Genomic DNA, 23593 nt, shown 5'->3' on the forward strand with positions numbered 1-23593 from the left:
CAGTGTATAACCGGATTGGCTATCGACGCACGATCAGATAAACACCCACGGCGACCATGATGCCGGCTGGCCAGTGGCCCAGTTGGTTCAATGGCCCACCGATCGCCAGCATTACCCCACCCACCAGGTGCGCGGCGCCGAGCAGGCGCAGGAACCAATCGTCCTTGCGCTTGCGCCACGGTGGCTCAGGGTCCTTGGCGTGGGGTTGGGACATGCGCTCCAACAGGTCGCGGGTCATGTTGGCCAGGTGCGGCAGCTGTTCGAACTGGCTGTGCAGGTTGCCCAGCATGGTTTTGGGGCTCATGCGCTCGCGCATCCAGCGTTCCAGGAAGGGTTGCGCGGTGTTCCACAAGTCGAGGTCCGGGTACAGCTGGCGGCCCAGGCCTTCGATGTTCAGCAGGGTCTTTTGCAACAGCACCAGTTGCGGCTGCACTTCCATATTGAAGCGCCGCGCGGTCTGGAACAGGCGCATCAGCACCTGGCCGAAGGAAATATCTTTTAACGGTTTTTCAAAGATCGGCTCACACACCGTGCGGATCGCCGCTTCGAATTCATTGAGCTTGGTTTCCGCCGGCACCCAGCCCGAATCAATGTGCAACTGCGCCACGCGACGGTAGTCGCGCTTGAAGAAGGCAAACAGGTTGCGCGCCAGGTAATCCTGGTCTTCGGGGGTGAGGCTGCCGACGATGCCGCAGTCGATGGCGATGTACTGCGGGCTCCACGGGTTGACGGTGCTGACGAAGATGTTGCCCGGGTGCATGTCGGCGTGGAAGAAACTGTCGCGAAACACCTGAGTGAAGAAGATCTCCACGCCGCGCTCGGCCAGCATCTTCATGTCGGTGCGCTGGTCGGCCAGGGTCGCAAGATCGGTGACCTGCACGCCGTAGATGCGCTCCATCACCAGCACTTTTGGCCGGCACCAGTCCCAATACACTTGCGGCACGTACAGCAGTGGCGAACCTTCGAAGTTGCGTCGCAATTGGCTGGCGTTGGCCGCTTCGCGCAGCAGGTCGAGTTCGTCGTAGATGGTTTTTTCGTAGTCGGCGACCACATCCACCGGGTGCAGCAGGCGCGCATCGGCCGAGAAGCGTTCGGCCGCGCGGGCGAGCACAAACAGCCACGCCAGGTCCTGGCCGATGATCGCCTTGAGGCCTGGGCGAATGACCTTCACCACCACTTCTTCGCCGGTCTTGAGCTGTGCGGCGTGCACTTGTGCCACCGACGCCGAGGCCAGGGGCTCGACGTCGAAGCGGCTGAACACCTCGCTGATCTTCTGGCCCAGCTGTTCTTCGATCAGCGCCATCGACTGCTGCGAGTCGAACGGCGGCACGCGGTCTTGCAGCAGCATCAGCTCGTCGGCGATGTCTTCGGGCAACAGGTCGCGGCGGGTGGAGAGGATCTGCCCGAACTTGATGAAGATAGGCCCCAAGTCTTGCAACGCCAGGCGCAGGCTGGCGCCACGGCTCAACGGCGACGGCTTGCGCGGCAACCAGCGCCACGGCAGCACATAACGCACCGCCAGCAAAAACCACGGCAAGGGCAGGGCAAACAGCAGGTCATCGAGACGGTAGCGGATTACGACGCGCTGGATACGAAACAAACGGCGGACGGCGAGCAGCTTCATGCGTTATCGCTTGGATCAAGGGAACGGCTCAAGCGCTCGAAGCGGGCCTCGAGGCGTTCCAGGTCGATTTTGGCCTTGTCGAGCTCGCGAAAGCGCGCTTGCGCTTCCCGTTGCCCGACCAGGGTGCGCGATTCTTCGCTCAGGTATTCGGCAAGGTTCTGGTTGAGGCTGGCGAACCCTTGCTGATACCAGCGCGAGCGGCTGCGCAGGTGCCCGCTGATCAACTGGGTGGCGACGGGGCCGATCCAGCGCGACAGTTCGTACTCCCAGTCCAGCTCCAAGTCTTGCAGCACGGCGGCCAGGTCCATCAGTACCGCGCTGTCGCCTTCCAGCTCTACCTCGGGGCTGTGGAGGATGGCAGTCTTGTTGCGGCTCAGCGCCAGGTGCAACAGGCTGGAGGCCGGCGCACGCAAGGTGCAATCGGCTTCAGCGGCCCATTGGGTGGCGAGCAGCAGGCCTTCATCGCTGGGCAGGATAAACAGCTGCAAGGCGGGGCTGCGGCAATCGACGGCGATGACTTTGCCGGTCAGGTGCGCGAGCCGCGCCAGGGCGGTGCTGTCCAGGCGCAGTACACGGTTGAGGCCGTGCTCGACGCTGGCGAGAAGACCTTGCAGCAGCATCAGGGCTTGATGCCGCGGTGCAGGGCGACGATGCCGGACGTCATGTTGTGGTAGGTCACGCGGTTGAAACCGGCCTCCACCATCATCGACTTCAGGGTTTCCTGGTCCGGGTGCATGCGGATCGACTCGGCCAGGTAGCGGTAGCTCTCGGCATCGTTGGTGATCAACTTGCCCATCAACGGCATGAAGGCGAAGGAGTACGTGTCGTAGACCTTGGACATCAGCGCGTTGGTCGGCTTGGAGAACTCCAGCACCAGCAGGCGGCCACCCGGCTTGAGCACGCGCAGCATCGAGCGGATCGCGTCTTCCTTGTGGGTCACGTTTCGCAGGCCGAAGGCAATGGTCACGCAGTCGAAATGGTTGTCGGGGAACGGCAGCTTTTCAGCGTCGGCCTGGACGAATTCGATATTGCCGGCCACGCCTTTGTCGAGCAGGCGGTCGCGGCCAACCTTGAGCATCGAGCCGTTGATATCGGCCAATACCACCTGGCCGGTGGGGCCAACCAGCTTGGAGAACTTGGCCGCCAGATCGCCCGTGCCACCGGCGATGTCCAGCACCCGGTTGCCGGTGCGTACGCCCGACAACTCGATGGTGAAGCGCTTCCACAGGCGGTGCATGCCGCCGGAGAGCACGTCGTTCATCAGGTCGTACTTGGCTGCCACGGAGTGGAACACCTCAGCGACTTTTTCCGCCTTTTGGCTTTCCGGGACGTTCTTGAAGCCGAAGTGAGTGGTGGGTTCGGCATCGCTGCCTTTGCGCTGATCAGTCATATCGCTGTCACCAAAAGAGAATGCGGGACATGATAATCCCCAAGGCCTGCTTTGTCTTGGCAAGGCTGCAGGTAAGATAGGCACTCATCGAGACCTTTTGCCGCATGGCGGGTGTTCTGAGTCGTTATAAAGAGGAGTCATTGCAATGGCCCGTATTACCGTTGAGCGTGAACATACCCTGGGAAAAGAACAGGCGCGGGCCAAGGCTGAGCAATTGGCGCGCAAACTCGAGGATAAATATGGGGTGGAGTCTTCATGGGCTGGCGACACCCTGAAGCTCAAGCGCTCCGGGGTTAAAGGCACAGTGTTGGTGGCCGATGATTCGCTGCGCATTGATGTGGAACTAGGCCTGTTGATGTCGGCCATGAGTGGCACGATCAAGTCCGAAATCGAAAAAGCCCTGGATAAGGCCCTGGCCTGATACGGCTGTGCTTAGGGTGCCGATTCTAATTTTAAACCCTACTTTGTGCCCAAGCCCTCAACTCTTGCGGGCCGTCCGCCACCCAATTCTGTGTGAGGTGCACCATGGCCAAAGTTATTTTGAAGAAAAAAATCGACGTTCAGACTACCCCTCTGAGTGAGGTTAAAAGCTATGCCCGCAAGATCTGGCTGGCGGGTCTTGGTGCCTACGCCAAGGTCGGCAGCGAGGGCGGCGAGTACTTCAAGGAACTCGTTAGAAGCGGTCAACGTATTGAAAGTAAAGGTAAAAAAGTTGTAGTTGAACAACTTGATGCTGCCAACAGTCAGATTGACCAAGTAAAGAGTAACGTCTCCGGCGTCAAAGGCCTGGTTGAAGTTCAACTGGATAAAGTTGAAAAAGCTTTTGATACTCGTGTCGCCAGTGCCTTGAATCGGATCGGCATTGCGTCTAAACATGACGTGGAGACACTCTCTGCTAAGCTCGAAGAGCTGACGGCATTGCTCGAACGTGTCGCGCGTAAACACTAAGGAGACATCGGGATGGCTGTTAAAAAGACTACTCAGAAAGAAGGCAGCTCGTGGGTCGGGAAAGTTGAAAAATATTCCCGCAAAATCTGGCTCGCTGGTTTAGGCGTGTACTCGAAGATCGACAGTGACGGCAGCAAACTCTTCGAGACCCTGGTTAAAGACGGCGAGAAAGCCGAGGAGTTGACCAAGAGCACGGTTGGTAAAAAAGTCGACGCTGCCAAGGCGAGCGCGGGTTCCGCCAAGTCGAGCAATACCTGGGGCAAGTTGGAAGAGACTTTCGACAAACGCCTCAACAGTGCTATTTCGCGACTGGGCGTACCGAGCAAGGCTGAGTTGAAAGCGCTGCACAGCAAGGTCGATACCCTGACCAAGCAAATCGAAAAACTCACCGGCGCCAAAGCGGCTCCCGCCAAGACCGCCGCAGCCAAGCCTGCAGCAAAACCGGCGGCTAAACCAGCAGCTAAAACCGCCGCCGCAAAACCCGCCGCCAAGCCTCTGGTTAAAGCCGCCGCCAAGCCGGCTGCCAAACCCGCTGCAAAAGCGCCAGCCAAAGCTGCTGCAAAACCTGCGGCCAAGCCAGCGGCTAAAACCGCTGCCGCCAAACCGGCTACCAAGCCTGCCGCTAAGCCAGTGGCCGCTAAAGCCGCCGCCAAACCTGCGGCTAAACCGGCTGCCAAACCTGCGGCTAAAACCGCTGCCGCTAAACCTGCGGCCAAACCTGCCGCGGCCAAAAAGCCTGCGGTAGCGAAAAAACCGGCAGCCGCAAAGCCCGCCGCAACGGCCAAGCCAGCCACGGCGCCAGCACCGGCCGCTTCTACCGCCAATTCGGTGTCCGCACCGACGCATGCGGCTGCTACCCCGACTGCAACGCCGGCCACCCCGACGCCATCCAGTCAGTCCTGATTTCTACGGGACACAAAAAACGCCCGGTCTGCGAAGATCGGGCGTTTTTTATTCAAACCTCAAAACGCCGTATGGCCCATTTTTGTAGGAGCGAGCTTGCTCGCGAAAAACTCAAAGACGCCGCGTTTATTCAGGAAGCCCCCGTTATCGTTGACGTTTTTCGCGAGCTAGCTCGCTCCTACATGTTTAATCCGCGTCATCCAGGTACTTCAAGGCGAACTTCTCGGTCGCCTGCCGCGCCGTCGGCAGCAGATGCGGCGCCACCAGCATCATGATCTGGTACACCACCACCCGTACCTCGCCTTCACGGTCCAGAATCCGCTGGTAATCCAACGAAAACAGCAAGGTCAGGGTGATCTGCTCCACCAGTTGCCCCAACGCCTGGGTATCACTGACCAGTTGCCCTGCCGCCTTCAACCGCGCGAGCAGTGACGCCAAGGTGCGCTTGAGCGCCGTGAGCAGGTGACGGATCCCCTTGGCCAGCTTGGGCAAGCGCCCCGCCAGGTTCGACAAGTCCTGGAACAGGAACCGATAGTGGGCCATGCGCTCGACAATCAGGTGCAAAAACAGCCAGTAGTCCTCAGCTTCCAGTTGCGCATCGGCGGGAGGGTCCAGCAGTGGCGCCAGCTCAGATTGAAAACGCTCGAACAGCCCGAGCACCAAGGGCTCCTTGCCATGGAAGTGGTAGTAGAGGTTACCGGGGCTGATCCCCATTTCATTGGCCACCTCCATGGTCGACACGTTCGGTTCGCCCTTTTGGTTGAACAACTGCAGGGCACATTCAAGGATACGGTCGCGGGTCTTCATCCAGTCTTCTTAAAGTTGATCGCTGAGCTCAGCGCACCCGCACGTAAGTGCCCGGCGCCGCTTCCATCGGTGGGTAATTCTGGTTGCCCAGGGCGGTGAGGGTTTCGCGTTGTACACCGGAGCGTTTTTGCACCCACTCCAGCCACTGCGGCCACCAACTGCCTTCGACGTGCTGGGCGTCGTAATACCAGGCCCGTGGGTCGCTGCTCAGCTTGGGGTTCTCGACGTAGTTGGCCTTGGGGTTGCCCGGTGGGTTGAGGATGCTCTGGATATGCCCGCTGTTGGAGAGCACAAAGCGCCGCTCGCCACCCAGCAGTTGCGTGGAGCGGTACACCGCGTCCCACGGTGTGATGTGATCGTTGATGCCGGCCACGCTGAAGCTGTCCACCGTGACCTTGCGCAAGTCGATGGGCGTGCCGCATACCTCCAGCCCGCCGGGATGGCTCAGGGGGTTGTGCTTGAAGAAGTCCAGCAGGTCGCCGTGCAAGGCCGCGGGCAGGCGCGTGTTGTCGTTGTTCCAGTACAGGATGTCGAACGCCGGCGGTTCCTTGCCCAGCAGGTAGTTGTTGATCCAGTAATTCCAGATCAGGTCGTTGGGGCGCATCCAGGCAAACACCTTGGCCATGTCGCGGCCGTCCAGCACGCCTTGCTGGTAGGAGCGGCGCTTGGCGGCTTCCAGGGTTTGCTCATCGGCGAACAAGGTTGCAGGGCTGTCGATCTGGCTGTCCAGCAGGCTCACCAGGTAACTGGCGCTGGAGATGCGCCGCAACTGGCGCTTGGCTTGCAAGTGGCCTTGCAGCGCGGCGATGGTCAGGCCACCGGCGCAAGCGCCCATCAGGTTGACCTCGCGAGCGCCGGTGATGGCCCGGCAAACGTTGAGCGCTTCTTCCAGCGCCGCCACGTAGGTGGACAGGCCCCATTCGCGATGCCGCACGTCCGGGTTACGCCAGCTGACCATAAAGGTCTGCAGGCCGTTTTTGAGCGCGTATTGCACAAAGCTGTTGGCCGGGCTCAGGTCGAAAATGTAGTACTTGTTGATTTGCGGCGGCACCACCAGCAGTGGCTTGGCGTACTGTTTTTCGCTCATGGGCTTGTACTGGATCAGCTCCAGCAGCTCGTTGCGAAACACCACCGAACCGGGCGTGGTCGCCACGGTCTTGCCCACTTCAAAGGCGTGCTTGCTGACCTGGCGCGGCAAACCGTTGTTGTGCAACAGGTCTTCGAACAGGTTGCTCACGCCGCGCACCACGCTGTTGCCGCCGGAGTTGAGCAGCTCCTTGATCGCCAGCGGGTTGAGCAGGGTGTTGGAAGGGGACACGGCATCGTTGAGCAGGGCGAAGGCGAACTGCGCGCGGGCGCGATCATCGTCACTGAGGGCGCTGTCATCGATCCAGTGGCGCGTCTGCTTTTGCCAGCTCAGATAGGCTTGCAAGCTGCGCCGGTACAGCGGGTTGAGCTTCCAGGTGGGGTCGCTGAAGCGATGGTCCCTGGGGTTGGGTTCGTGCACGGTCTCACCCAGCAGCACGCGGCCCAGCTGGCCGCCCAGCGCCAGGGCGTGGCGGGCGGTGTGCACCGGGTTGCGCAGGCCGTGCGCGGCGACGGTACGCAGGGTCGACAGCAGGTCCCGGCCGCGCAGGCCGGTGATCGCATTTTGTGCGTTGATGAACGTAGCGGGGGTGGGCGCCGGGTTCGTCACGGGTCTTTCTCGCATGAGCCAACACTCCTTCGTCAAGTCATCAAGCAGGCACGCCAATTCAGAACCATAGTCGGTTCCTGGCAAGTTGCGCGGTGGTGTGCTCCTTCACACCGCCGGTCGCGGATGTATCACGGCGCGCAGGCGCTCCTCCTCCAGAAACTTCATGATGATCGGCGCCACGGCTTCGGCCCGGGTGATCAGGAAAAGGTGGCCATCATCGATGATGTGCAACTGTGCATTGGGGATGCGCCAGGCGAGCATGCGCATGTTGACCAGCGGGATCAGCGGGTCATCGTCCCCGGCCAGCACCAGGGTGGGCTGACGGATCTTGTGCAGCCAGTGAATGCTGGTCCAGCCCAACCCGGCAAACAACTGCCAGTAGTAACCCAGCTTGCCGGCCGAGCGCACTTTGCTGGCGTGTTCGGCGGCCAGTTTGGAGTCACGGCGGAACGAGCCGCCATAAATCATCGGTGCAATGCGCACCACGTGGGACGGCTGGATATAACGCCTGGGGCTTGCCATCAGCCACAAGACCTTCGGTTTGCCCGGCACCATGAAGGCCCCGGCCGCCGTGGCCGCCAGGATCAATTTCTTGCAGCGCTCGGGATAGTCATAGGCAAATTGCTGGGCCAGCGCTCCGCCCCAGGACACGCCCACGGCGTTCACTTGGCCGTAGTCCAGGTAGTCGAGCATGCGCGCGGTGAGCTTGGCCAGGCCGGGGAAACGGTAGGGCCGGTTCGGCGTCGAGGAACCGCCCACGCCGGGTACGTCGAAGGCGATCACTTCCAGGTCCGGGTCCAGGGCCTGGACGAACGGAAACACCAGCTCAAGGTTGGCGCCGATGCCGTTGAAGATCAGCAGCGGGGTCAAGTGCGGCTTGCCCGGGCGCACCGCCGTGCGGATGGTCTGGCCATCCAGGTCGATGGTACGGAAGATGAACGGTTGCGGCATGCTCAAGCCCTGTGAAATGGTGCTATTGGACTGTAGGAACTCGTTCAGTGTGGGAGCTGGCTTGCCTGCGATTGCATTCTGTCAGTCAGCGATTAGTTAGCAGGGCCATCGCTATCGCAGGCAAGCCAGCTCCCACATTGATCTCATTTCAATTACAAAAAGTGCCTAGCGTTCATGTACATAGGTACCCGGCGCCGCTTCGGCGGCGGCATAGGTTTTATTGCCTAATATCGTCGGGGCTTTTTTCAGTTTCCCCGCCCGCTCTGCCTGCCACACCTGCCAATGCAGCCACCACGAGTCAGTGTGCTTGGTCGCATTCTCCTGCCACTCCAACGCACTGCCGGCCAGGCCCTCGCTGGTCTGGTAGCGCGCCTTGGGGTTGCCCGGCGGGTTGAGGATGCTCTGGATATGCCCGCTGCTGGACAGCACAAACTCGACCTTGCCGCCGAACAACTGCGCTGACTTGTAGCAGGACTGCCACGGCGTGATGTGGTCGTTGGTGCCGGCCAGGGAATAGATATCGGCGGTGACCTGCTTGAGGTCGATAGGCGTGCCGCACACTTCCAGGGCGTTGGGGCGTATCAGTGGGTTGTTCTTGAACAGTTCGATCAGGTCGCCATGGAACGCCGCCGGCAAGCGGGTGGTGTCGTTGTTCCAGAACAGGATATCGAACACCGGCGGCTCGTTGCCGAGCAGGTAGTTGTTGACCCAATAGTTCCAGATCAGGTCGTTGGGGCGCATCCAGGCAAACACCTTGGCCATGTCGCGGCCTTCCAGCACGCCGGCCTGGTAGGAGTGGCGCTTGGCCGCCTCCAGGGTCTGTTCATCCACAAACAGCGCCACCTGGGTGTCCAGGGTGGTATCCAGCACGCTCACCAGCAGGGTCAGTGCGTTGACCTTTTTCTGCCCCAGCGCCGCGTAGTGGCCCAACAGCGCGGTGCAGGTGATGCCGCCGGAGCAGGCGCCGAGCATATTCACGTCTTTGCTGCCGGTAATCGCCGTGACCACATCGACCGCTTCCTTCAACGCCTCGATATAGGTGGACAGCCCCCATTCGCGCTGGGCCTTGGTGGGGTTGCGCCAACTGACGATAAAGGTCTGCTGGCCATTGCGCAGGCAGAAGCGCGCCAGGCTTTTATCCGGGCACAGGTCGAAGACGTAGAATTTGTTGATCTGCGGCGGCACCACCAGCAGCGGGCGTTCGTGTACCTGCTCGGTGATGGGCTTGTACTGGATCAGTTCCAGTACATCGTTGCGAAACACCACCGCGCCTTCGCTGGTGCCCAGGGTCTTGCCGACTTCAAAGGCGCCCATGTTGACCTGGCTGGGCATGCCGCCGTTATGCACCATGTCCTTGGCCAGGTGGGACAAACCGTCGAGCAGGCTTTTGCCGCCGGTTTCAAAGAAACGTTTGACCGCCGCCGGGTTGGCCGCGCTGTTGGTGGGGGCCATGGCTTCGGTCATCAGGTTGATCACGAAGTGGCCGCGGCTGATGTCTTGTGCCGACAGGTTGCTGTCGTCGATCCAGTCGTGAAGTTCCTTGCGCCACGCCAGGTAAGTCTGCAAATAACGTTTGTAGAGCGGGTTCTGGCTCCAGGCCGGGTCGTTGAAGCGACGGTCGTCGCCCTCGGGCACCAGTGCGGATTTGCCGAACATCACGTTCTTCAATTCAACGCCAAAGTGGGCGACGTGCTTGACGCTGTGCAACGGTTGCTTGATGGCTTGGGTCAGCACCATCTTGGCCGAGGCCAATAAATCCTTTTTGCGTAACGCGATGATCGGGTTCAACCCCAGGGTGTTTTCCGAGGCCTGGCGTTTCAAGTCATCGTTATTCTTGTTACTCATCTACGACGCTCCATTGTCCGAAAGACGAGTACCGGCGATTGCTGCGCACCCAATTTCGATACACGACACCAGCCTGGTACTGCGACTCGGGTGACCGTTGATACCGCATCGTCAAATGCAGGGAACTTGCCAGCTCCATTGGTTACCCGAGTTTATTTTTTTTCGCAAGCGGGCCAATCGTTGGCCACGCGACAGGGCATTCAAGCAGATGAAATTAGAAAATGCGCTCTAAACAGCAAGACCCTTGGGCTAGAGCATCAGCCGCACGACCGACTCACTCGGATCGCGGGTTTTACCAGCGGCTTTGAGCTCGGCCAGGTAGTCGGCCCACAAAGCGTCCTGACGTACGGCCAACTGATAGAGGTAGTCCCAGGTGAACAGTCCGCTGTCATGACCGTCGTCAAAGGTCAATTTCAGTGCGTACTGGCCGGCCGGTTCCAGCTTGATCAACCGGACGTTGAGCTTGCCGAATTGCAGGATGGGTTTGCCGTGGCCCTGGACCTCGGCGGAAGGCGAGTGCACCCGCAGGAATTCGGCGGGCAACTGATAGGTTTCATCCGGCCCGTAGGTCAGGCCGAGGGTGTTGGAGGTTTTGTGCAGGTTTACTGCGGTAGGAAATTTCGACATTGGAGATAACCCTGTAGGAACCGGCTCAAAATGTGAGAGGGACCAATGTGGGAGCCGGGCTTGCCCGCGATGCAGGCACCTCGGTGTTTCAGGAACACTGAGGTGATGCTATCGCAGGCAAGCCAGCTCCCACACAGGCCACTCTCACATTGAGTGAGGCTTACAGGATATAACGAGACAGATCTTCGTTCTGCGCCAATTCACCCAGGTGGCTGTTGACGTAATCAGCATCGATCTTGATCGCTTCGCCATTCTGCGCACCGGCCATGTCGCCGGCGCTGAAGGACACTTCCTCCAGCAGGCGCTCAAGCAAGGTATGCAGGCGACGGGCACCGATGTTCTCGGTCTTCTCGTTGACCTGCCAGGCGATCTCCGCCAGGCGCTTGATGCCGTCTGCCTGGAATTCGATACCCAGCCCTTCGGTTTTCAACAGCTCGCGGTACTGCTCGGTGAGCGAGGCATGCGGCTCGCTGAGGATGCGCTCGAAGTCACCCGGCGTCAGCGCCTTGAGCTCCACCCGGATCGGCAAACGGCCTTGCAGCTCGGGCACCAGATCGCTTGGCTTGCTCAGGTGGAAGGCACCGGAGGCGATAAACAGGATGTGGTCAGTCTTGACCATGCCCAGCTTGGTGTTGACCGTGCAGCCTTCGATCAGCGGCAGCAAATCACGCTGCACGCCTTCGCGGGACACATCCACGCCGCCGGAATTGCCGCGCTTGGCCACCTTGTCGATCTCGTCGATAAACACAATGCCATGTTGCTCGACCGCTTCCAGGGCCTTGGCCTTGAGTTCTTCCTCATTGACCAGGCGCCCGGCTTCTTCGTCGCGCACCAGCTTGAGCGCTTCTTTCACCTTCAGCTTGCGGCTTTTCTTCTTGCCCTTGCCCATGTTGGCGAACAGGTTCTGCAACTGGCTGGTCATTTCTTCCATGCCAGGCGGCGCAGAGATATCCACGCCGGACACTTCGGCCACTTCGATCTCGATTTCCTTGTCATCCAGCTGGCCTTCACGCAGGCGTTTGCGGAACAGCTGGCGGGTGTTGGAGTCGGTAGCAGGTTGGGCGTCTTCGTTGAAACCCATGCGTGCCGGTGGCAACAGGGCGTCGAGGATGCGCTCTTCAGCGGCGTCTTCGGCGCGGTGGCTGACCTTGGTCACTTCCTGTTCGCGCAGCATTTTCAGGGCGGCGTCAGCCAGGTCGCGAATGATCGACTCGACATCGCGGCCCACATAGCCGACTTCGGTGAACTTGGTCGCTTCGACCTTGATGAACGGTGCATTGGCCAGTTTGGCCAGGCGCCGGGCGATCTCGGTTTTACCCACGCCGGTAGGGCCGATCATCAGGATGTTCTTGGGCGTTACTTCAACGCGCAGTTCTTCCGGCAGTTGCATCCGGCGCCAGCGGTTACGCAGCGCAATGGCAACGGCGCGCTTGGCATCGTCCTGGCCGATGATATGGCGGTTGAGTTCATGGACGATTTCGCGGGGAGTCATGGACATAGTGTTTGGCGGCCTCAAGCCTGAATAAGCCCAGGGCTTATTCGGCGAGGTCCTGCTCCTCAATGGTCTGGTTGTGGTTGGTGAACACGCAGATATCGCCAGCGATACCCAGGGCGGTCTCGACGATTTCACGGGCCGACAGGTCGGTTTTCTTCAGCAGCGCGCTGGCCGCGGCCTGGGCGTAGCCGCCGCCGGAACCCATGGCGATCAGGCCATGCTCGGGTTCAACCACGTCGCCGTTGCCGGTGATGATCAGGGAAGCGTCTTTGTTCGCAACCGCGAGCATGGCCTCCAGGCGGCTGAGGGAGCGGTCGGTGCGCCATTCTTTGGCGAGTTCCACAGCGGCGCGCACCAGGTGGCCCTGGTGTTTCTCAAGCTGGCCTTCGAAACGCTCGAACAGGGTAAAGGCGTCGGCGGTAGCGCCTGCGAAGCCGGCAAGCACCTGGCCGTGGTACAGGCGGCGCACTTTCTTGGCGTTGCCTTTCATCACGGTGTTGCCCAGGGAAACCTGGCCGTCGCCGCCCATGACAACTTTGCCGTGGCGACGTACTGAAACGATGGTGGTCAAGGGGAGAGTCTCCACGCAGCGGGGCGAAAATGCCCTGATGGAAACTCATATGGGGGTGGCGAGGGGGATTTCAACTGTAGGAAGGCAGGGCGGACGAGTGGTGTTTATGGCTTCGACACCCACTTGAGCACACTGTAAACCAAAGTGGGAGCTGGCTTGCCTGCGATAGCGGCGTGTCAGTCACTGAATCATTGACTGTTACACCGCTATCGCAGGCAAGCCAGCTCCCACATTAAAACCGTGTTGGCTGCTTAATCAGCGGCTCTGGCGTTGTTGTAACAACAGGTTGCTAAAACCTGCGCCGGCCAATTGCTTTTGCGCCACGGTCAGCTGTTCACGGTTGCTGAACGGCCCCACCAACACGCGATACCAGGTCGCGTCCTTCACCGTGCCAGACTCAACCGATACCGACTGGCCCAACAGAATGATCTGTGCGCGTACACGGTCCGCATCTGCCTGTTTCGGGAACGAGCCCGCTTGCAGGAAGAACTTGGTCACCGGCGCAGCCTTGGTGGCTGCCACTGGCGGTGCTGGCGGCGGCGTGATGCCGGCCAGCGCGGCCTGGGCGCGCGCCGTGTCGATTTTCGCAGCTTCCGCTGGGGTTACCGGCGTGGTCGGCACCTGTGGCGTCGGCAGGGTTTTTTCCGGCACGGCGTCAGGCGGCACGATCACTTCCGATTCCGGCAGCAGCGTGTAGAAGTCGTACTTGGGCTTTACCGGTGCGGTCGGGCTCGGCGCGGTCTTGTTGGCTTCGGCGATTTTCGTGGCTTTTTGCTGCTCCTGTTTGACGCGCTTGACGTCATCGCCCTGGCCGGGCTCCAGCTTCATCAGAAACACAATAAATGCGCCGACCGTAAGGCCGATGGCCATCCACAACCAACCCGGAATCGGTTGCTTCGCCGGGGCCTGGTAGCGGCTCGCGCCGCGCTTGGGTGCAGGTTTTTTCTTGGCGGCCAACTTACATACGCTCCAGAGTTTCCAGGCCCAAGAGTTCCAGGCCTTGCTTGAGGGTGCGTCCAGCCAAGGCGGCAAGGCGCAGGCGACTTTGTTTCTGGGCTTCGTCGTCGGCGGTCAGGATCGGGCAGTTCTCGTAGAAGCTGGAGAACAGGCCGGCCACTTCGTACAAATAGGTGCACAGGATGTGCGGCGTGCCTTTTTCGCCAACGCTGTTGAGCACTTCGCCAAATTGCGCGAGCTTGGCCGCCAGTTCCTGTTCATGGGCGGCGTCCAGCGCGATCTGGCCTTGGACTTCGCTGAAGTCCTTGCCCAGCTTGCGGAATACCCCGGCCACGCGGGTGTAGGCGTACAGCAGGTACGGCGCGGTGTTGCCTTCGAAGTTGAGCATCAGGTCGAAGTTGAAGCTGTAGTCGCTGGTGCGGTGCTTGGACAGGTCGGCGTATTTCACCGCGCCAATACCCACCACGCGGGCGATGTTGCGCAGGTCGGCCTCGGCCAGCTCCGGGTTCTTTTCCTTCACCAGGTTGTAGGCACGTTCCTGGGCTTCGGTCAGCAGGTCGATCAGCTTCACGGTGCCGCCGTCACGGGTCTTGAACGGGCGGCCATCGGCGCCGTTCATGGTGCCAAAGCCCATGTGCTCCATGTGCATCGGGTGGGTGACGAAACCGGCGCGCCGCGCCACTTCGAACACCTGCTGGAAGTGCAGGGCCTGGCGCTGGTCGACGAAGTACAGCGCACGGTCAGCCTTGAGCACGCCACTGCGGTAACGCACGGCGGCCAGGTCGGTGGTGGCGTAGAGGTAGCCGCCATCGGCCTTGACGATGATCACCGGCAGCGGCTCGCCGTCGGCGGTCTTGAATTCTTCGAGGAACACGCACTGGGCGCCGTTGCTCTCGACCAGCAGGCCCTTGGCCTTGAGGTCGTTGACCACGTTGATCAGGTCGTCGTTATAGGCGCTTTCGCCCATCACGTCGGCCATGGTCAGTTTCACGTTGAGCAGCTCGTAGATTTCCTGGCAGTGGGACAGGGAAATCTCACGGAAGCGGTTCCACAGCGCCAGGCACTCTTCGTCACCGGCCTGCAGTTTGACCACCAGGCCACGGGCGCGGTCGGCGAATTCTTCAGACTCGTCAAACCGCTTTTTGGCGGCGCGGTAGAAGTTTTCCAGGTCGGCCAGCTCGTTGCTGGTGATCGGGTTTTCCTGCAGGTAGGCCATCAGCATGCCGAACTGGGTACCCCAGTCGCCCACGTGGTTCTGACGGATCACGGTGTCGCCGAGGAATTCCAGCACCCGTGCCACGCCGTCGCCAATGATGGTGGAGCGCAGGTGGCCCACGTGCATTTCCTTGGCCAGGTTCGGCGCCGACAGGTCAATGACCACGCGCTGGCTGTCGCCGGCCTTGCGTGCACCGATGCGCGCATCGGCCAGGGCGGCATCCAGGCGCGACGCCAGGGCCTGGGTGTTCTGGAAGAAGTTGATAAAACCAGGGCCTGCGATTTCGGCCTTGGTGACACTGGCGTCAGCCGGCAGGGCGGCGATGATTTTTTCGGCCAGGTCGCGTGGTTTCATGCCGGCCGGCTTGGACAGCATCATCGCGATGTTGCTGGCGAAGTCGCCGTGGGTCTTGTCGCGGGTGTTCTCCACCTGGATCGCCGGCGACAGGCCTTCAGGCAACACACCTTCGTTGACGAGTTGGGTGAGGGCTTGTTGGATCAGCTGGCGAATGGTGTCTTTCATGGTGTTCTCTTTCGACCGCAAGCGGCGGCGCGCGATGCGCAGGTGGAAAAACTGGGCATTATCCGTGGCGAGGGCGGGCTTGCCAACCGTTCCGGACCTGTGGAGCATTTTGTAGGAGCGAGCTTGCTCGCGAAAATCGTTAACGATAACGCGGGCTTCCTGATTTAACGCGGTGTTCTTGAGTTTTTCGCGAGCAAGCTCGCTCCTACAGTGGTGGGTGGATCAGTACAAATCTACCGGGTCTACATCCAACGACCATCGCACCTGCCGACCGCTGGGCAGTTGCTCCAGCTCAAGCATCCAGCGACTTAATAGCCGATGCAGCGGCGCGCGGGAGGTTGCCTGCAAGAGTAGCTGAGCGCGATAACGTCCGGCGCGCCGCTCCATGGGCGCTGGCACCGGGCCGAGCAGTTCGATACCACTGAGGGCCAGTTCGCCCAGTAAACGTTCGGCGGCGCTGCAGGCTTCATCAAGAAAGCCTTCGGCCTGCCCGGGCTTGTGGGCTTCGGCACGCAGCAGCGCCAGGTGCGCAAAGGGCGGTAGGCCGGCGGCGCGGCGTTCGCTCAAGGCTTGCTCGGCGAAGGCAAAGTAGCCTTGTTCCGTCAGTTGAATCAGCAGCGGGTGGTCGGCCAGGTGCGTCTGGATAATCACCCGGCCTGGCTCTTCGGCCCGCCCGGCGCGCCCCGCCACCTGCACGATCAGCTGCGCCATGCGTTCGCTGGCGCGAAAATCCCCGGAGAACAGCCCGCCATCGGCATCCAGGATCGACACCAGGGTCACCCGTGGGAAGTGATGCCCTTTGGCAAGCATTTGCGTACCCACCAGGATGCACGGTTGGCCTTTGTGGATGGTGGTGAACAGTTGGTTCATAGCGTCTTTGCGCGACGTGCTGTCGCGGTCGACCCGCAGCACCGGGTAATCCGGGAACAGAATGCCCAGGCGTTCTTCGGCGCGCTCGGTGCCGGCGCCCACCGGGCGCAAGTCCACCTTGCCGCACTGCGGGCAATGGCGCGGTACCCGTTCCACATGGCCGCAGTGATGGCAGCGCAACTCGCCGTGGCGCTGGTGCACGGTCATGCGCGCATCGCAGCGCTCGCACCCGGACATCCAGCCGCAGTCATGGCACAGCAGCGTGGGGGCAAAGCCGCGGCGGTTGAGAAACACCAATACCTGCTGGCCGGCGGCGAGGGTCTGGCCGATAGCCTGTTGCATCGGGCCGGAAATGCCGCTGTCCAGCGGGCGGCTTTTCACGTCCAGGCGCAGGAAGCGCGGTTGTTTGGCGCCACCGGCGCGCTCGTTCAAGCGCAGCAGCCCGTAACGGCCGGTGTAGGCGTTGTGCAGGCTTTCGAGGGAAGGCGTGGCCGAGCCCAGCACAATCGGGATGTCTTCCTGGCGCGCGCGCACCAGCGCCAGGTCGCGGGCGTGGTAGCGCAAACCTTCCTGCTGTTTATAGGAACCGTCATGCTCCTCATCGACGATGATCAGCCCGGGGTTTTTCATCGGTGTGAACAGCGCCGAGCGCGTGCCGATAATGATGTCGGCCTCGCCGTCCCGCGCTGCCAGCCACGACTCCAGGCGTTCACGGTCATTGACCGCCGAGTGCACCAGGGCGATGCGGGCATTGAAGCGTTGCTCGAAACGCGCCACGGTCTGCGGGCCCAGGTTGATCTCCGGGATCAACACCAGTGCCTGCTTACCGGCCTGCAGAGTCTCGCGGATCAACTGCAAATACACTTCGGTCTTGCCGCTGCCAGTGACACCGGCCAGCAGGAACGCGTGGAAACTGTCAAAACCGGCGCGAATCGCCTCATACGCGGCGCGTTGCTCGGCGTTCAGCGGCAACTCCGGTTGGGCCAGCCAGTGTTCGTGGCGCGGGTCCGGGGCGTGCTTGCGGATTTCCACCTGCACCAGGCCCTTGGCCAGCAGCAGGTCGAGGCTGTCTTTGCTCAGCATCAGCTTGCTTAATAGCTGATGGGCTACGCCGTGGGGATGCTGCGCCAAGGTGGCCAGGGCCTCACGCTGGCGTGGGGCGCGGGCGATGCGCGGGTCGTCAAGGCGTGCGCCGGGTACCATCGACCAGAAACGCTCCTGGCGCGCTTCGGCCAGTTCGCCCTGGCGCAGCAGCACAGGCAGCGCCCAGCTCAAGGTATCGCCCAGGCTGTGTTGGTAATATTGCGCCGTCCACAGGCACAGTTTGAACAGCGCGGGCGGCAGCGGCGGTGTGGCGTCGAGCAGTGCAATTGCCGGCTTGAGCTTTTCGGCAGGCACTTCGCTGTGGTCGGTGACTTCCACCAGAATGCCGATCATTTCCCGGCGCCCGAACGGCACGCGCACGCGCATGCCCGGCTGCAACTGTGCACGCGACACGCCGGGCGGGGACCGGTAATCGAACAGGCGGCGCAGGGGCGAGGGCAGGGCTAGGCGCAAAATGGCGTCGGGCACGCGAGGAGTCTCATCTATATAGGCAAGCGGTGGCGCAGGGGCGCGAGCCTAGCAGACCGGGGGTGTCACGTCTCCAGTACTGGAACCGGATCTTGTGGGAGCTGGCTTGCCCCAATCGCCTACCGTAGGAGCGAGCTTGCTCGCGAAAACATCAACGATAACGCGTGCTTCCTGAATCAACGCGGCGCCTGTGAGTTTCTCGCGAGCAAGCTCGCTCCTACAAAAAGCCCTTGACTGACTGGCATTGGGGCAAGCCCGGCTCCCACATTGATGGCGGTGTGTCAGGAATATCTGATGAAAGGGAGTTTTCGGCCAGTACCGCCGCTTGCGCGATTAAAAAGGTCTGGTAGAATCCGCGGCCTAATTACGTGCGGTATTCGACAATAGTGTCGAGTGGCGGCACGCTAGCCTGAGGAAGTGCCATGAAAGCCGATATCCATCCAGCGTACGAAACTATCCAAGTAACCTGCAGCTGCGGCAACAAGTTCGAAACGCGTTCGAACCTGTGCAAGCCACTGGGTACTGACGTATGCAACGAGTGCCACCCGTTCTACACCGGTAAGCAGAAAACTCTGGACACCGGCGGCCGCGTACAGCGCTTCGCAGATCGCTTTGGTGCTTTCGGCAAGAAGCCTGCTGCTACTCCAGCAGAGTAAGGTTCAAGAGCCTTATGGGCTTTTACCCGCTGTTGAAAAAGGCGTCCCTTGTGGGCGCCTTTTTTGTGCCTGGGATTTGGCTGGCGACCGCTCAGGCCGGCGCCTTCTGCCCCGCCCCGGCGGCCATCGCCCGCGTCGAGGTGCAGCGTGTGGTGGATGGCGACACGGTGCGGCTCAAGGATGGCCGCAGCGTACGCATGATCGGCCTCAACGCGCCGGAAACCGGCAAGAAGGGTCGCCCTGACGAGCCATTTGCCGTCGCCGCCCGCCAGCGCCTGCAGGCGTTGGTCAAGGCCAGCGATGGGCGTGTCGGCCTGGTGGCGGGGCGCGAAGGCAAAGACCATTACGGGCGTACCCTGGCTCACCTCTACGGCGCCAATGGCGAGAACCTGGAGGCGCAGCTGCTGGCTGAAGGCCTGGGGTACCAAGTGGGCGTGGCGCCGAATGTGGACCTGGTTGCCTGCCAGCAGGCCGCCGAAAACAGCGCCCGCCAGGCACGGCTCGGCCTGTGGCGCCAATCGCCGGTGCAAAGCGTGGCCAATCTCAAGCGCTCCGGGTTTGCGCTGGTGGCTGGTCGGGTCAGCAAGATCGAGCGCAATCGCGGCGGAATCTGGATTGAACTGCAAGGTTCACTGGTATTACGCATTGCGCCCGAGTTGATCAGCCAATTCGATACGGCCATGCTCAATGGTCTGCCAGGCCGCACCCTGGAGGCGCGTGGCTGGGTGCAGGATCGTTCCCGCCGTGGCGGCCTGAAAAAAGGCCAGGCACGCTGGCTGTTGCCAATAACTGACCCTGGCATGCTGAAATCGACGCTTTGAATAAAAAATTGTAGACATTTTTTATTTCGATTGTGAACAGTTGAGCCCTTGTATCCCGTGGCTCTTGGCCAAAAGTCGTAGCCCAGGGCCCTTGACACCTGTGACTGCCCAGTCTTGTAGGGACTTTACGACACGCGTATCCTCGGCGGTCCGTCGACCAACAGTAAAAGCGGAATGCCGATATGTCTGATTTGAAAACTGCCGCTCTCGAATACCATGCCAATCCTCGTCCAGGAAAGCTGAGTGTAGAGCTCACCAAAGCCACTGCCACTGCCCGCGACCTGTCGCTGGCCTACAGCCCTGGTGTTGCCGAACCCGTACGTGAAATCGCCCGTGACCCAGAGCTGGCGTACAAGTACACCGGCAAAGGCAACCTGGTTGCAGTGATTTCCGATGGCACCGCGATTCTGGGCCTGGGTAACCTCGGCCCATTGGCTTCCAAGCCAGTCATGGAAGGTAAGGGCGTGCTGTTCAAGCGCTTTGCCGGCATCGACGTGTTCGACATCGAAGTCGACTCCGAAAGCCCGCAGGCGTTCATCGACACCGTCAAGCGCATTTCCATCACGTTCGGTGGCATCAACCTGGAAGACATCAAGGCACCTGAGTGCTTCGAGATCGAAAAGGCCCTGATCGAGCAGTGCGACATTCCGGTATTCCACGATGACCAGCACGGCACCGCGATCGTTACCGCAGCCGGCATGATCAACGCCCTGGAAATCGCTGGCAAAACCTTGGGCGAGGCGAAAATCGTCTGCCTGGGCGCCGGTGCCGCGGCCATTTCCTGCATGAAGCTGATCATCAGCATGGGCGCCAAGCTGGAAAACATCTACATGGTCGACAGCAAGGGCGTGATCCAGTCCGAGCGTACCGACCTGAACCAGTACAAGGCGATGTTTGCCCACCCGTCCTCCAAGCGCACCCTGGCTGACGCCCTCGACGGTGCCGACGTGTTCGTTGGCCTGTCCGGCCCGAACCTGCTGAGCGCTGAAGGTCTCAAATCCATGGCGCCGAACCCTATCGTGTTCGCCTGCTCCAACCCGGATCCGGAAATCGCTCCTGAGCTGGCCCACGCCACCCGCAGCGACGTGATCATGGCCACCGGCCGTTCGGACTACCCGAACCAGGTCAACAACGTACTCGGCTTCCCATTCATCTTCCGTGGTGCCCTGGACGTTCGCGCCAAGCGCATCAACGAAGAAATGAAAGTGGCTGCTGCCAACGCCCTGCGTGAACTGGCCAAGCTGCCGGTACCTCAGGACGTGTGCGACGCCTACGGTGGCGCCAAGCTGGAATTCGGCCGTGAGTACATCATTCCCAAACCAATGGACAAGCGCCTGATCACCCTGATCTCCGATGCCGTGGCCAAGGCCGCTATCGAGACCGGTGTGGCCACTCTGCCGTATCCAAAGAACTACCCGCTGCAAAGCGTGGATGATGTGTTCAACGGCTAAGCTGTTGTAGCGCACCCACAAAAAAGCCCCGGCTCGAATGAGTCGGGGCTTTTTTGTGGCTGATCGTTCCCACGCTCTGCGTGGGAATGCCGCCCTGGACGCTCCGCGTCTGCGTTTAAGGTCGTGACGCAGAGCGTCACAAGATGCATTCCCACGCAGAGCGTGGGAACGATCAAACCCGTCAGAACAAATCGATCGGCGCGCCTTCATCCGCCGGCAGCGGGCTACCCGGTACTACACCGTTGCCCAGTTCGTTGACCGACGGCGGCGTGTCTTCGCTCTTGAACAGCTCGAAGTACGCATTCGGTGTGCTCGGCGAAGCCGCACGTCCACTGATCGGGTCGATGCGCAGGCTGAGGATGCCTTCCGGTTCCGGCTGCGTGTGCAGCGGCTTGTCCTTGAGGGCTGCGCCCATGTAGCTCATCCAGATCGGCAGGGCGACAGTGCCACCAAACTCGCGGCGGCCCAGGCTTTCAGGCTGGTCATAGCCGGTCCACACGGTGGTCACGTAGTCGCCGTTGTAACCGGAGAACCAGGCGTCCTTGGATTCGTTGGTAGTACCGGTCTTGCCGGCGATATCTGCACGGCCCAGGGCCAGTGCGCGGCGGCCGGTGCCCTTCTTGATCACGTCTTGCAGGATACTGTTGAGGATATAGGTGGTACGGCCATCCACGATACGCTCGGCAACTGCTGGCGCTTGCGGTTCGGCGGGTGCGCCGGCGTTTGCGGCCGCTGGCGTGCCTGGCGTCGGCTCGATGGTGATACCGCCGTTGGTCGGTGCCGCAAGCCCGTCGGTGGCGGCCACGCCATTGACCACATCGCCGGGTACTCGTGGCGGGTTGGCGGTGAACAGGGTGTCGCCATTGCGGCTTTCGATCTTATCGATCAGGTACGGCGCGATCTTGTAGCCGCCGTTGGCAAAGGTGCTCCAGCCGGTGGCGATTTCCATCGGCGTAAGGGTCGCGGTACCCAGGGCCAGGGACAGGTTCGGCGGCAGGTCCGACTTGGCAAAGCCAAAGCGCGTCATGTAGTCGATGGTCTTGCCTACGCCCATCGCCTGCAGCAGGCGGATCGACACCAGGTTGCGCGACTTGTACAGCGCCTCGCGGATGCGGATCGGGCCAAGGAAAGTGTTGGTGTCGTTCTTCGGGCGCCAGACCTTGTCCAGGTATTCATCGACAAACACGATGGGCGCGTCGTTCACCAGGCTGGCAGCGGTGTAGCCGTTGTCCAGCGCGGCACTGTAGACGAATGGCTTGAAGCTGGAGCCCGGCTGGCGCTTGGCCTGGGTGGCGCGGTTGTAGTTGCTCTGCTCGAAGGCAAAACCGCCAACCAGCGCGCGGATCGCACCGTTCTGCGGGTCCAGGGACACCAGGGCGCCCTGGGCGAGCGGCACCTGGCTGAATTTGAGGCTGTCATCGTTCTGGCGTTGCACGCGGATCAAATCACCCACCTGGGCCACGTCGGAGGGCTGCTTGGGCATCGGGCCCATGCTGTTGGTGTTCAGGAACGGACGCGCCCACTTCATGCTGTCCCAGGCTACATGGGCTTCGCCAGAGCGGGTCAGCACTTGAATGCCGTCTTTCGATACCTGGGTGACGATGGCCGGGTCCAGGCCGCTGATCGACCGCTGTTTGCTCAATTCGGTGGTCCAGGCACTCAGGGTCTTGCCCGGCAGGCGCGACTCGGGGCCGCGGTAGCCGTGACGCTGGTCATAGGTGATCAGGCCTTCATGTACCGAATGGTTGGCGATTTCCTGCAAGTTGCTCGGCACCGTCGTGGTGACGCGGAAACCTTCGGTGTAGGCCTCGCTGCCATAACGACCCACCATCTCGGCGCGGGCCATTTCGGCGATATAGGGTGCATTAACTTCCGGCGTCGGCACGTGATAGCTGGCGTTCAGCGGCTCGGCCACGGCGCTTTCATAAGCGGCCTGGTCGATCTTGCCCAGCTTGTACATACGGCCCAGGATCCAGTCGCGTCGTTCTTTGCTGCGCGCCGGGTTGGCCAGCGGGTTGAAGCGTGACGGCGCCTTGGGCAGGCCGGCAATCATGGCCATCTGCGCCAGGCTGGCGTCACGAATCGACTTGCCGTAGTAGACCTGGGACGCGGCCTCGATGCCGTAGGCGCGGTTGCCCAGGTAGATCTTGTTGACGTACAGCTCGAGGATTTCATCCTTGGTCAGCTGGCGTTCGATCTGCAGCGCCAGCAGGATTTCGGTGGCCTTGCGGGAAAAGCTGCGCTCGCTGGTAAGGAAGAAGTTCTTCGCCACCTGCATGGTGATGGTGCTGCCGCCGGATTGAATGTGTCCGCTTTTTACCAATTGCGTGGCTGCACGCACCAGGCTGCTGGGGTCTACGCCGTAGTGGTTGGCGAAATTATCGTCTTCGGCGGACAGCAATGCACTGATGAAATTGGGTGGAATATCGGCGAAACGGATCGGTGTGCGGCGCATTTCGCCGAACTCCGCGATCAACTTGTCATCGCTGCTGTAGACCCGCAAAGGAATCTGCAACTGGATACTTCTGAGGGCCTCTACGGAGGGCAAACCCGGACTAAGGTAGAGGTAGGCCCCGCTGAATACGAGCAGCAGCCCGCAGACGATGGCGACAATGGAGTACCCGAAAAACTTCAGCAGACGAATCAAGGCTTTTGGATTTCCAGAGAAAAG

At 61.1% G+C, this 23593-nt stretch carries 21 protein-coding genes; 7 read left to right on the forward strand and 14 right to left on the reverse strand.

The features are described 5' to 3' along the window. Positions 1-19: 19 nt before the first annotated feature. Genes ubiB through ubiE form a run of 3 tightly spaced genes read right to left on the reverse strand, consistent with a single transcriptional unit; the run spans position 20 to position 3014 of the window. A complete protein-coding gene (gene ubiB / locus HU731_RS17985) occupies positions 20-1624 on the reverse strand; it encodes a ubiquinone biosynthesis regulatory protein kinase UbiB (protein WP_186606453.1) in 1605 nt (534 codons plus the stop codon). Next, complete coding sequence (locus tag HU731_RS17990; RefSeq protein ID WP_019820017.1) at positions 1621-2244, reverse strand: ubiquinone biosynthesis accessory factor UbiJ; 624 nt, start codon at positions 2242-2244, stop codon at positions 1621-1623. Before HU731_RS17990 ends, ubiB begins: the two co-directional genes overlap by 4 nt. Further along, positions 2244-3014 (reverse strand): bifunctional demethylmenaquinone methyltransferase/2-methoxy-6-polyprenyl-1,4-benzoquinol methylase UbiE, encoded by a 771-nt coding sequence (gene ubiE / locus HU731_RS17995; protein ID WP_186606454.1) that lies wholly within the window; start codon positions 3012-3014, stop codon positions 2244-2246. Before ubiE ends, HU731_RS17990 begins: the two co-directional genes overlap by 1 nt. Positions 3015-3159: 145 nt before the next feature. Between ubiE and HU731_RS18000 the strand changes: the two genes are divergently transcribed. The 3 genes from HU731_RS18000 to HU731_RS18010 all read left to right on the forward strand — a co-directional run bounded on the left by HU731_RS18000 (position 3160) and on the right by HU731_RS18010 (position 4865). Beyond that, the gene (locus HU731_RS18000) at positions 3160-3435 is read left to right on the forward strand and encodes a polyhydroxyalkanoic acid system family protein (RefSeq protein ID WP_034125562.1); all 276 of its coding nucleotides are present in this window, start codon (positions 3160-3162) and stop codon (positions 3433-3435) included. Between the two features lie 104 nt (positions 3436-3539). Beyond that, positions 3540-3962 carry a phasin family protein gene (locus HU731_RS18005; RefSeq protein WP_056782681.1) on the forward strand — a complete coding sequence of 141 codons (423 nt, stop codon included), beginning with the start codon at positions 3540-3542 and terminating at the stop codon, positions 3960-3962. A gap of 12 nt (positions 3963-3974) precedes the next feature. Continuing rightward, a complete protein-coding gene (locus tag HU731_RS18010) occupies positions 3975-4865 on the forward strand; it encodes a phasin family protein (protein ID WP_186606455.1) in 891 nt (296 codons plus the stop codon). A gap of 186 nt (positions 4866-5051) precedes the next feature. Here HU731_RS18010 and HU731_RS18015 read toward each other — a convergent pair whose 3' ends face one another. The 9 genes from HU731_RS18015 to argS all read right to left on the reverse strand — a co-directional run bounded on the left by HU731_RS18015 (position 5052) and on the right by argS (position 15552). Next, positions 5052-5672, reverse strand: a complete 621-nt coding sequence (locus HU731_RS18015; protein WP_056782683.1) for a TetR/AcrR family transcriptional regulator — start codon at positions 5670-5672, stop codon at positions 5052-5054. 28 nt (positions 5673-5700) lie between these two features. Next, complete coding sequence (phaC, locus tag HU731_RS18020; protein WP_186606456.1) at positions 5701-7383, reverse strand: class II poly(R)-hydroxyalkanoic acid synthase; 1683 nt, start codon at positions 7381-7383, stop codon at positions 5701-5703. A 90-nt stretch (positions 7384-7473) separates the two neighbouring features. Next, the gene (gene phaZ, locus HU731_RS18025; protein WP_003171205.1) at positions 7474-8319 is read right to left on the reverse strand and encodes a poly(3-hydroxyalkanoate) depolymerase; all 846 of its coding nucleotides are present in this window, start codon (positions 8317-8319) and stop codon (positions 7474-7476) included. Between the two features lie 165 nt (positions 8320-8484). Beyond that, positions 8485-10164, reverse strand: coding sequence for a class II poly(R)-hydroxyalkanoic acid synthase (phaC, locus tag HU731_RS18030; RefSeq protein WP_186606457.1), 1680 nt, complete (start codon positions 10162-10164; stop codon positions 8485-8487). Positions 10165-10413: 249 nt separating this feature from the next. Beyond that, the gene (locus HU731_RS18035) at positions 10414-10791 is read right to left on the reverse strand and encodes a gamma-butyrobetaine hydroxylase family protein (RefSeq protein WP_034125568.1); all 378 of its coding nucleotides are present in this window, start codon (positions 10789-10791) and stop codon (positions 10414-10416) included. A 160-nt stretch (positions 10792-10951) separates the two neighbouring features. Continuing rightward, on the reverse strand, positions 10952-12289 hold the full coding sequence (gene hslU, locus HU731_RS18040) for an ATP-dependent protease ATPase subunit HslU (protein ID WP_032893966.1): 1338 nt from the start codon (positions 12287-12289) through the stop codon (positions 10952-10954). A 37-nt stretch (positions 12290-12326) separates the two neighbouring features. After that, positions 12327-12857 (reverse strand): ATP-dependent protease subunit HslV, encoded by a 531-nt coding sequence (hslV, locus tag HU731_RS18045; RefSeq protein WP_003171209.1) that lies wholly within the window; start codon positions 12855-12857, stop codon positions 12327-12329. Positions 12858-13112: 255 nt separating this feature from the next. Next, the gene (locus tag HU731_RS18050; protein WP_003187899.1) at positions 13113-13814 is read right to left on the reverse strand and encodes an SPOR domain-containing protein; all 702 of its coding nucleotides are present in this window, start codon (positions 13812-13814) and stop codon (positions 13113-13115) included. 1 nt (position 13815) lies between these two features. Next, complete coding sequence (gene argS, locus HU731_RS18055; RefSeq protein ID WP_186606458.1) at positions 13816-15552, reverse strand: arginine--tRNA ligase; 1737 nt, start codon at positions 15550-15552, stop codon at positions 13816-13818. Between argS and HU731_RS18060 the strand changes: the two genes are divergently transcribed. Further along, the gene (locus HU731_RS18060; RefSeq protein ID WP_133298323.1) at positions 15520-15720 is read left to right on the forward strand and encodes a hypothetical protein; all 201 of its coding nucleotides are present in this window, start codon (positions 15520-15522) and stop codon (positions 15718-15720) included. The two genes, argS and HU731_RS18060, sit on opposite strands and share 33 nt — an antisense overlap. Before the next feature lie 54 nt (positions 15721-15774). Here the strand turns inward: HU731_RS18060 and HU731_RS18065 are convergent, their stop codons facing one another. Then, entirely contained in the window at positions 15775-17994 is a 2220-nt protein-coding gene (locus tag HU731_RS18065; protein WP_186606459.1) for a primosomal protein N', read from the reverse strand. Positions 17995-18416: 422 nt separating this feature from the next. Here HU731_RS18065 and rpmE point away from each other — a divergent pair, with 422 nt between their 5' ends. The 3 genes from rpmE (at position 18417) to HU731_RS18080 (ending at position 20922) form a co-directional block, all read left to right on the forward strand. Further along, positions 18417-18650, forward strand: a complete 234-nt coding sequence (gene rpmE / locus HU731_RS18070; protein WP_186606460.1) for a 50S ribosomal protein L31 — start codon at positions 18417-18419, stop codon at positions 18648-18650. A gap of 14 nt (positions 18651-18664) precedes the next feature. Next, on the forward strand, positions 18665-19471 hold the full coding sequence (locus HU731_RS18075) for a thermonuclease family protein (protein ID WP_186606461.1): 807 nt from the start codon (positions 18665-18667) through the stop codon (positions 19469-19471). A 182-nt stretch (positions 19472-19653) separates the two neighbouring features. Further along, positions 19654-20922, forward strand: coding sequence for a malic enzyme-like NAD(P)-binding protein (locus HU731_RS18080; RefSeq protein ID WP_003187906.1), 1269 nt, complete (start codon positions 19654-19656; stop codon positions 20920-20922). 181 nt (positions 20923-21103) lie between these two features. Here HU731_RS18080 and HU731_RS18085 read toward each other — a convergent pair whose 3' ends face one another. After that, positions 21104-23566 (reverse strand): penicillin-binding protein 1A, encoded by a 2463-nt coding sequence (locus HU731_RS18085; RefSeq protein ID WP_437180737.1) that lies wholly within the window; start codon positions 23564-23566, stop codon positions 21104-21106. Between the last annotated feature and the right edge of the window lie 27 nt (positions 23567-23593).

The organism is Pseudomonas salmasensis (genome assembly GCF_014268375.2).
GTDB classification, from domain to species: domain Bacteria; phylum Pseudomonadota; class Gammaproteobacteria; order Pseudomonadales; family Pseudomonadaceae; genus Aquipseudomonas; species Aquipseudomonas salmasensis.

Bases quoted from the DNA above. Each gene is read 5' to 3' on its own strand.
- HU731_RS18010 (WP_186606455.1), top strand. From the start codon at position 3,975: ATGGCTGTTAAAAAGACTACTCAGAAAGAAGGCAGCTCGTGGGTCGGG.
- HU731_RS18015 (WP_056782683.1), bottom strand. From the start codon at position 5,672: ATGAAGACCCGCGACCGTATCCTTGAATGTGCCCTGCAGTTGTTCAAC.
- argS (WP_186606458.1), bottom strand. From the start codon at position 15,552: ATGAAAGACACCATTCGCCAGCTGATCCAACAAGCCCTCACCCAACTC.
- rpmE (WP_186606460.1), top strand. From the start codon at position 18,417: ATGAAAGCCGATATCCATCCAGCGTACGAAACTATCCAAGTAACCTGC.
- HU731_RS18005 (WP_056782681.1), top strand. From the start codon at position 3,540: ATGGCCAAAGTTATTTTGAAGAAAAAAATCGACGTTCAGACTACCCCT.
- HU731_RS18000 (WP_034125562.1), top strand. From the start codon at position 3,160: ATGGCCCGTATTACCGTTGAGCGTGAACATACCCTGGGAAAAGAACAG.
- hslU (WP_032893966.1), bottom strand. From the start codon at position 12,289: ATGTCCATGACTCCCCGCGAAATCGTCCATGAACTCAACCGCCATATC.
- ubiE (WP_186606454.1), bottom strand. From the start codon at position 3,014: ATGACTGATCAGCGCAAAGGCAGCGATGCCGAACCCACCACTCACTTC.
- HU731_RS18035 (WP_034125568.1), bottom strand. From the start codon at position 10,791: ATGTCGAAATTTCCTACCGCAGTAAACCTGCACAAAACCTCCAACACC.
- HU731_RS18075 (WP_186606461.1), top strand. From the start codon at position 18,665: ATGGGCTTTTACCCGCTGTTGAAAAAGGCGTCCCTTGTGGGCGCCTTT.
- phaC (WP_186606456.1), bottom strand. From the start codon at position 7,383: ATGCGAGAAAGACCCGTGACGAACCCGGCGCCCACCCCCGCTACGTTC.
- phaC (WP_186606457.1), bottom strand. From the start codon at position 10,164: ATGAGTAACAAGAATAACGATGACTTGAAACGCCAGGCCTCGGAAAAC.
- HU731_RS17990 (WP_019820017.1), bottom strand. From the start codon at position 2,244: ATGCTGCTGCAAGGTCTTCTCGCCAGCGTCGAGCACGGCCTCAACCGT.
- phaZ (WP_003171205.1), bottom strand. From the start codon at position 8,319: ATGCCGCAACCGTTCATCTTCCGTACCATCGACCTGGATGGCCAGACC.
- ubiB (WP_186606453.1), bottom strand. From the start codon at position 1,624: ATGAAGCTGCTCGCCGTCCGCCGTTTGTTTCGTATCCAGCGCGTCGTA.
- HU731_RS18080 (WP_003187906.1), top strand. From the start codon at position 19,654: ATGTCTGATTTGAAAACTGCCGCTCTCGAATACCATGCCAATCCTCGT.